Source organism: Paenarthrobacter sp. NPDC018779, from assembly GCF_044391085.1.
Lineage (GTDB): Bacteria > Actinomycetota > Actinomycetes > Actinomycetales > Micrococcaceae > Arthrobacter.
Map to the genome: position 1 here is coordinate 459005 of NZ_JBIRZS010000001.1, position 6833 is coordinate 465837.

Here is a 6833-nt window from a genome sequence, read left to right on the forward strand (position 1 = left end):
CTCTAGTGCCGCGGGATGTTGCGCAGGTTGCTCCGGGCCATGCTGACCGCCTCCCCTGCCCCACGGTTCAGCACCACCTTGGACATGGCGGTGGCGAAGCCGATCACTTGGGCGCCCGAAATCTTGGGCGGGAGGGACAACGCCTGCGGGTCCGTGATCAGCTCAACCAGCGATGGTCCGGGGTGCGCAAACGCTGAACGGTACGCCCCTTCGATGTCCGCAGGATCCGTAACCCGGACGGCGTGGAATCCCAAGGCAGCGGCCACTGCCGCATAGTTGACATCGGGAACGTCAACACCGAAGTCCGGCAGGCCGTCCACCAGCATCTCCAGCTTCACCATGCCCAGGGTGGAATTGTTGAACACCACTACGTTCACCGGCAGCTTGAGCGCTTCAACAGTTATGAGCTCTCCCAGCAACATGGACAGACCGCCGTCCCCCGAAACCGACACCACCTGGCGTTCCGGGAACGCCACCTGCGCTCCGATGGCGTGCGGGAGGGCGTTCGCCATGGAACCGTGGAGGAAGGACCCAATCAACCTGCGCGTACCCAGTGGGTTGATGTACCGGGCCGTCCACACGTTGCACATCCCGGTGTCGGCCGTAAAGATCGCGTCTTCAGCTGCCACCTGGTCCAGCAGTGAGGCCGCGTACTCCGGGTGGATCGGTTGTTTCTTCTCCACTTTCCGGGTGTAAGCACCCACGGCCTTGTTCATCAGGCGATCGTGTTTCTTCAGCATCTGGTCCAGGAAACGCCGGTTGGTCTTCGGCTTCACCAGCGGCAGCAGGGCGGTGAGGGTAGGCAGGACGTCGCCATGCACGGCAAGGTCGACGTCGGTCCGCCTCCCCAGCCGCTGTGCGGCCCTGTCCACTTGGGCCGTGCGGGTATCCGGCAGGAACTGGTCGTAGGGGAAATCGGTACCGAGGAGGATCAGCAGGTCAGCGTCCTCGATGCCTTCCGCTGCCGCGCCATAGCCAAGCAGGCCCGTCATGCCGATATCGAACGGGTTGTCGTATTGGACGAAGTCCTTGCCCCGCAGGGAGTGCCCAATGGGTGCCTTGGCGAGTTCGGCCAGGGCGATCAGCTCACTGTGGGCTCCCTCGACGCCCGCCCCCGCGAAAATGGCGACCTTGCCGGCGTCGTTGATGGCATCGGCGAGGGCCCGCACGCTCGTGGGATCGGGGATCAAGGCGGCAGGGCGGAAGGTGGCCGGCAGCGGCGTGGGGGCCGTGGCTTCAAGGCCGGCAATATCCCCCGGGAGTGTTACGACGGATACTCCGCCGAGTGCCAGCGCGCTCTGGATGGCGCTGTGCATGACCCTCGGGGCTTGCTCGGCGGTGCTGATCAATTCCGAGTAGACAGAACACTCATTGAACAGCCGGTCAGGGTGGGTTTCCTGGAAGAAGCCGCTGCCGATCTGCTTGCTTGGTATGTGCGAAGCGATGGCCAGTACTGGGGCTCCTGTCCGGTTGGCGTCATAGAGGCCGTTGATCAGGTGAAGGTTGCCGGGGCCGCAGGAGCCCGCGCACACGGCGAGCTTCCCGGTCAGCTGCGCTTCCGCGGCGGCAGCGAAGGCAGCGGCCTCCTCATGGCGCACGTGGATCCAGTCGATGCCGCCTTTTGCTGATCCGCCGGTTTGCCGGACGGCATCCACAAGGGGGTTCAGGCTGTCACCCACGATCCCGTAGATCCGCTGCACCCCGGCAGCTTGGAGTTGTTCTATGAGCTGGGTGGCGAGTTCCTTGGCCATGTGTGCAGACTCCCGGGTTTTGTGGTGGTGGCTGACACGGCCCAATATAGCCGCCCAGGATCAACGGGCTTCCGACGGCCGCTACGGCAGTTCAGTCAGTGCGGATCCTTTGTGGGCTGCACGGGCGCCGGTTTTCGCGGATTCCACGACGTATTGCGGCTCATCTTCGCTGGCGCGGTGGGTGTTGCCATCAAGCTGAAAGTCGCTCGTCTTCTTTTCCACGATCTTGCCGTGTGTCTTGCCTTGGGAGGTGTTCCACTCCACGCGCGTTCCCTTGCTCAGTGCCATGGTGTTCCTTTGCTTGGTCTGGACAGTCCGGGGCCTGGATAGCCGGAAGGCGCACCTGTGGGGTGGAGCCTTTGGAGACGACGCTAGTGGACTTGTCCTGCGCGCGGAACCTCATTCGCGGAGCGGTAGCCCCGGCGTCACCTCTGGCGTCGTGCACGGAGGGAGAAGTTACATGCCGGAAACTTCGGCTTGATGGATCGGAAACGCCGCCTGTGTTGAATGTCAGTTATCAACGTTTCATGACATGATCCACAAAGGAGTACCGTGACCACCGAAATCAACTTCCGTTACCTCAGCGAACCCGACATGATCGCCGCCGGCGTCGGTGACCTGGTCCGCTGCACCGACGTCATGGAGGAAGCACTCGTCCTCCTGCGCCAGGGTGATTACCGGATGGCCGGCGAGAACGGCAACTCCCACGGGGCCATGATCACCTTCCCGGCGGCACCGGCGTTCGCGGGCATGCCCAAGGACGGGCCGGACCGACGCTTCATGGCCATGCCGGCCTACCTCGGTGGCCGTTTCGGCACGTCCGGGGTGAAGTGGTACGGCTCGAACACGGAGAACCGGCAGAAGGGCCTTCCCCGGTCCATCCACGTCTTCGTCCTGAACGACAGCGACACGGGCGCCCCGCTCGCGATCATGAGCGCCAACCTCCTCAGCGCCTACCGCACCGGTGCCGTTCCCGGCGTCGGGGTCAAACACCTGGCCAAGGCAGACGCCAAGGTCGCAGCCGTCGTCGGCCCCGGGGTGATCGCACGCTCCGTGCTCTCCACCACGCTGGCCCTCCGCCCCTCGATCGACACCCTCTACGTCAAGGGCCGCAGCGAAGGCAGCACCCAAGCCTTCGTCAACTGGGCCCAGGCCACCTTCCCGCAGCTGAACAAAGTCGCAGCGGCACCCACCATTGAGGACGCCATCGCCGACGCCGACGTCGTCATGGCCACCACCTCCACCGACGCCGCCGGCAGCGAAGCCTTCCCCTACTTCCCCAAGCACGCCATCAAACCCGGCGCGCTTCTCCTCCTGCCCGCGGCCGCCCGCTTCGACGACGACTTCCTCCAAGGCGACGCCCGGCTCGTGATCGACGCCGAAGGCCTCTACCAGGCCTGGCTCGAAGAATACGGCCCCACCGCCTACCAAATCCTCGGCATCCCCGGATCCCACTGGTTCGGGCTCCTCGAAGAAGGCAAAATCCCCGCCTCCAAGATCGAAGAAATCGCCGACATCGCCACCGGCAAGCTCCCCGCCCGCCGCGATGACGAAGAAATCATCCTCTACTCAGTCGGCGGCATGCCCATCGAAGACGTCGCCTGGGCCACCGAGCTCTACCGCACAGCAGATGAGAAGAACATCGGCACCGTCCTGAACCTCTGGGAAACCCCCGCCCTCGCCTGACCCGCCCCACAAGAAGACCTGCGTTGGGGCGGCGGTCACCCGCCCCCAACGCACTCCACCCACATCGCTCCGCTGCACCCAAAGAACCGTTCGAAAGGGGTTTCCCATGGACACGGGAAATGTCGCCTGGCTGCTGGTCAGCTCGGCCTTGGTTTGTTTGATGATCCCCGCACTGGCCCTGTTCTACGGCGGGATGGTGGGCTCGCGCCGCATCCTGAACATGATGATGATGTGCTTCGGCGGCGTCAGCATCGTCGCCGTCCTGTGGGCCGCGTTCGGCTACTCCGCGGTGTTCGGAAATTCCATCGGAGGCGCCGGGCTGCTCGGTGACCCCACCCAGTACCTCGGACTGGAACAACTCCTGGCAGAGGACCCCAACGCCGCACTGCCACCAGCCCTCTTCGCCGCGTTCCAGCTCTTCTTTGCAGGCATCACAACGGCCATCATCGCCGGCGCCGCGGCCGGGCGGATGAAGTTCGGCGCCTGGATGCTGTTCGCCGCACTCTGGGCCACAGTGGTCTACCTCCCCGTCGCCCACTGGGTCTTCGCCCTGAACTCCCCCGACGGCAGCATCACCGGCGGCTGGATCCTCAACGGGCTCAAAGCCATCGACTTCGCCGGTGGCACGGCAGTTCACATCAACGCAGGCGTCGCCGCGCTCGCCCTCTCACTGGTCCTTGGCCGAAGCGCCGGATGGCCCAAGAGCGACCACGTCAGGCCCCACAGCAGGCCGCTCGTCCTCGTCGGTGCCGGACTCCTCTGGGTCGGCTGGTACGGCTTCAATGCCGGGTCAGCGCTCGCAGCCGGGAACACCGCCGCCGTTGTCTTCCTCACCACCGCAGTGGCAGCTGCCGCCGCCCTCCTGGGCTGGATCGCCGTCGAACGCCTCCGCCGGTGCGGTGTGTTCTCTGGCTGTGGAGTGGAAGTTCCGGCTGGGCTTCGACGACTCCTTGGACGTGGTGGGAGTGCACTTGGTGGGCGGCGTCATAGGCACGTTGCTGATTGGCGTCTTCGCCACCGAAGCAGCGCCGAACAAGGCCGCCGGACTGCTCTACGGCGGTGGGTTTGGCCTCCTCGGCACCCAGGCCCTGGCTACGGGAGCCGTACTGCTGTACTCCTTCGCTGCAACCTGGATCGTGGCGAAACTCGTTCAGGTGACGGTAGGACTACGCATTCGGCCGGAAGACGAACTGCGCGGCATCGACATCGCCGCCCACGCCGAAGAGGCGTACCTGGTGGACGAAGAGCCCGAAATGCTCGGATCTCCCTCCCGTTCGTAAAGCGCCATGCGCACGTGAAGAGGGGCGGCCTGGAGATACATCCAGGCCGCCCCTTCTGGTTCTTTCAGCGGGCCGCAACCGCGAGGAAGCGAATAGGCAGCTCCACCAGACGCAGCGGACCGTGCGGACCTTCGCCCTCGAAGACCAGCGAATCCCCGGTAGCGAGCTCGTACTCGTAAGACCCGTGCCCGTAGACCATCCGACCTTCGAGCATGTAAATGAACTCCGTGCCGGGGTGCTGGAACTGCGGGAAGACATCGGAGGCACTGGTCAGCGTCACGAGACTGGGCTCAATGGCCTGGTCACGACGCTTGAGGGAGCCGAGGGAACGGTACTCATGGCCGTGCCGGGTACCGCTCCTGACCGTGACGCTTCCTTCCCCGGCCCGGGTCAGGGTGGCTTCGCGTTCAGTGTCCGCGCCCTGGAACAACGCCGTCACCGGTACGTTCAAGCCTTGGGCGAGTCGCTGCAAAGTAGTCAACGAACACGAGGTGCTGGCTGACTCGATCTTCGAGATCATCGCTTTGGACAAGCCTGTGCGGTTCGCCAGTTCCGCCGCCGACATCCCCGCATCCACCCTGTGCCGTTTCACCTGGACAGCGATAACGCCCTCCAATGCCCCGAGGGTGGCTTCTGATTCCGGGTGGTCTACGGTTGCTTCGGCCTTTTCCGTCCGCCCAGTTGTCATGCGTTTGAGTATAGATGCGCCCCGCCACCGCGGCCCCCAAAACAGGCCTTAGGCGGCAGGCCGCCACATAATGGCCGAGCGGAGATCCTTTGCGACTTCAGTCGGGTTGGGCGCTGCGTGGATCGCGGCACCGACGACGGCGACATCTGCTCCCGCCTGCTGGACGGCGTCGATGGTGCTTGGCTTGACGCCACCGGCAACCGAAAGAGATACGCCGGATGCGACGCCGGCACGGACCAGCGCATCCAGGTCGAATCCCGGGGCTTTCTGCTCGCCGAGTCCACCAGTCATCTCCACGAACGATGCACCCAGGCCCCAGACTTCCTTGGCGCGGGCAACCTTGTCCGCGACGCCGATCAGGTCAACTACCACACCCTTGTTCCGGGCCTTCGCGGCTTTGACGGCACCGGCGATGGTGGAGTCGTCTGCGGCACCAAGCACAGTAACCAGATCCGCGCCGGCGCCGAATGCCAGGTCGGCTTCCAGCTCACCCGCGTCCATGGTCTTCATGTCGGCAAAGACGATCTTGTCCGGATGGGCTTCCTTGACGGCCGTGATGACGGCAAGGCCCTCGGACTTTATCAGGGATGTCCCTAGTTCGATGATGTCCACATACCTGGCTACTTTGCCGGCCAGTTCGAGCGCGGCTTCGGTTGTGAGGAGGTCGATGGCTACCTGGAGTTTCATGAGGTGGCTCCTAAAGGGGTTACGGGTGTGGAAATGAAACCGGTCTCGGTGCGGCAACGGACGACTTTGCCGCTGCCGCACCCGGGACCGGAAGTAAAGAACGGACTGGCACGCTGGTGTGGATTTCATGCCAGTCCGCGCTGGTGCTGGTTAGTTCCCGTTGTGGCAGCAGGTGTCGCTGTCGCCGGTTTGGGTGGTGCTGGTGGTGGTGGGGAGGTTGAGGGTGGGGTTTTGGTTGAAGAAGCCGTGGGGTTCGAGCATGAAGCCGATGTTTTGGCGGGGCATGACGGGCCAGTCTTCGAGGCGGACGACGTGGTGCATGCCGAAGGTGTACCAGACCACGAGGTCTTGATCGACGATGTTGCGGTCTTTTTGGGTCCAGATGTGCAGTCCGTCATCGGCGCCGGTGGCCTGGTTCGGGTACTCGCCCGCGGCGAAGCGTTCGGTGCGGTCGTAGGGGGTGACCCAGAGGTTGTGGCGGGCGAATTGGGCGCGTTTGGAGACGTAGGCGTCGTCCCGGGCGGCGAGTTGGATGCCGTTGGTGGGGATCAGCCGGTACGCGACGGGTTCGTTGACGAGGTTCTTGGAGTCGTGGTTGGTGATCTTCCAGAACCGGTGCTTGGCCTCATCGGTTTTCCGGATCGCCTTCTGTTCGGTTTCCAGGAGCCGGTCCACGGCCATGAACGCGGTGCCGGTGGGGTTGTGCTCGGGGTATTCCATGTCCACTTCGTACACGGCGTT

At 64.2% G+C, this 6833-nt stretch carries 5 protein-coding genes and 2 pseudogenes; 2 read left to right on the forward strand and 5 right to left on the reverse strand.

Features of this window, described 5'->3' with window-relative positions:
* Window positions 1-2 precede the first annotated feature (2 nt).
* On the reverse strand, window positions 3-1751 hold the full coding sequence (locus tag ACH488_RS02145) for a pyruvate dehydrogenase (RefSeq protein WP_397321927.1): 1749 nt from the start codon (window positions 1749-1751) through the stop codon (window positions 3-5).
* A gap of 81 nt (window positions 1752-1832) precedes the next feature.
* Entirely contained in the window at window positions 1833-2039 is a 207-nt protein-coding gene (locus ACH488_RS02150; RefSeq protein ID WP_397321928.1) for a DUF2945 domain-containing protein, read from the reverse strand.
* Window positions 2040-2303: 264 nt separating this feature from the next.
* On the opposite strand from ACH488_RS02150, the gene ACH488_RS02155 reads away from it, so the two are divergent.
* Window positions 2304-3437, forward strand: a complete 1134-nt coding sequence (locus ACH488_RS02155; RefSeq protein WP_397321930.1) for a tyramine oxidase subunit B — start codon at window positions 2304-2306, stop codon at window positions 3435-3437.
* Window positions 3438-3543: 106 nt separating this feature from the next.
* Window positions 3544-4717, forward strand: a pseudogene (locus ACH488_RS02160) (ammonium transporter).
* Between the two features lie 64 nt (window positions 4718-4781).
* On the opposite strand, the gene ACH488_RS02165 reads toward ACH488_RS02160, so the two are convergent.
* The 3 genes and pseudogenes from ACH488_RS02165 to ACH488_RS02175 form a co-directional block, all read right to left on the reverse strand.
* On the reverse strand, window positions 4782-5405 hold the full coding sequence (locus ACH488_RS02165) for a helix-turn-helix domain-containing protein (protein ID WP_397321932.1): 624 nt from the start codon (window positions 5403-5405) through the stop codon (window positions 4782-4784).
* A gap of 48 nt (window positions 5406-5453) precedes the next feature.
* Complete coding sequence (hxlA, locus tag ACH488_RS02170; protein WP_397321934.1) at window positions 5454-6092, reverse strand: 3-hexulose-6-phosphate synthase; 639 nt, start codon at window positions 6090-6092, stop codon at window positions 5454-5456.
* Between the two features lie 150 nt (window positions 6093-6242).
* Window positions 6243-6833 (reverse strand): annotated as a pseudogene (locus ACH488_RS02175) (tyramine oxidase); the annotation flags it as partial.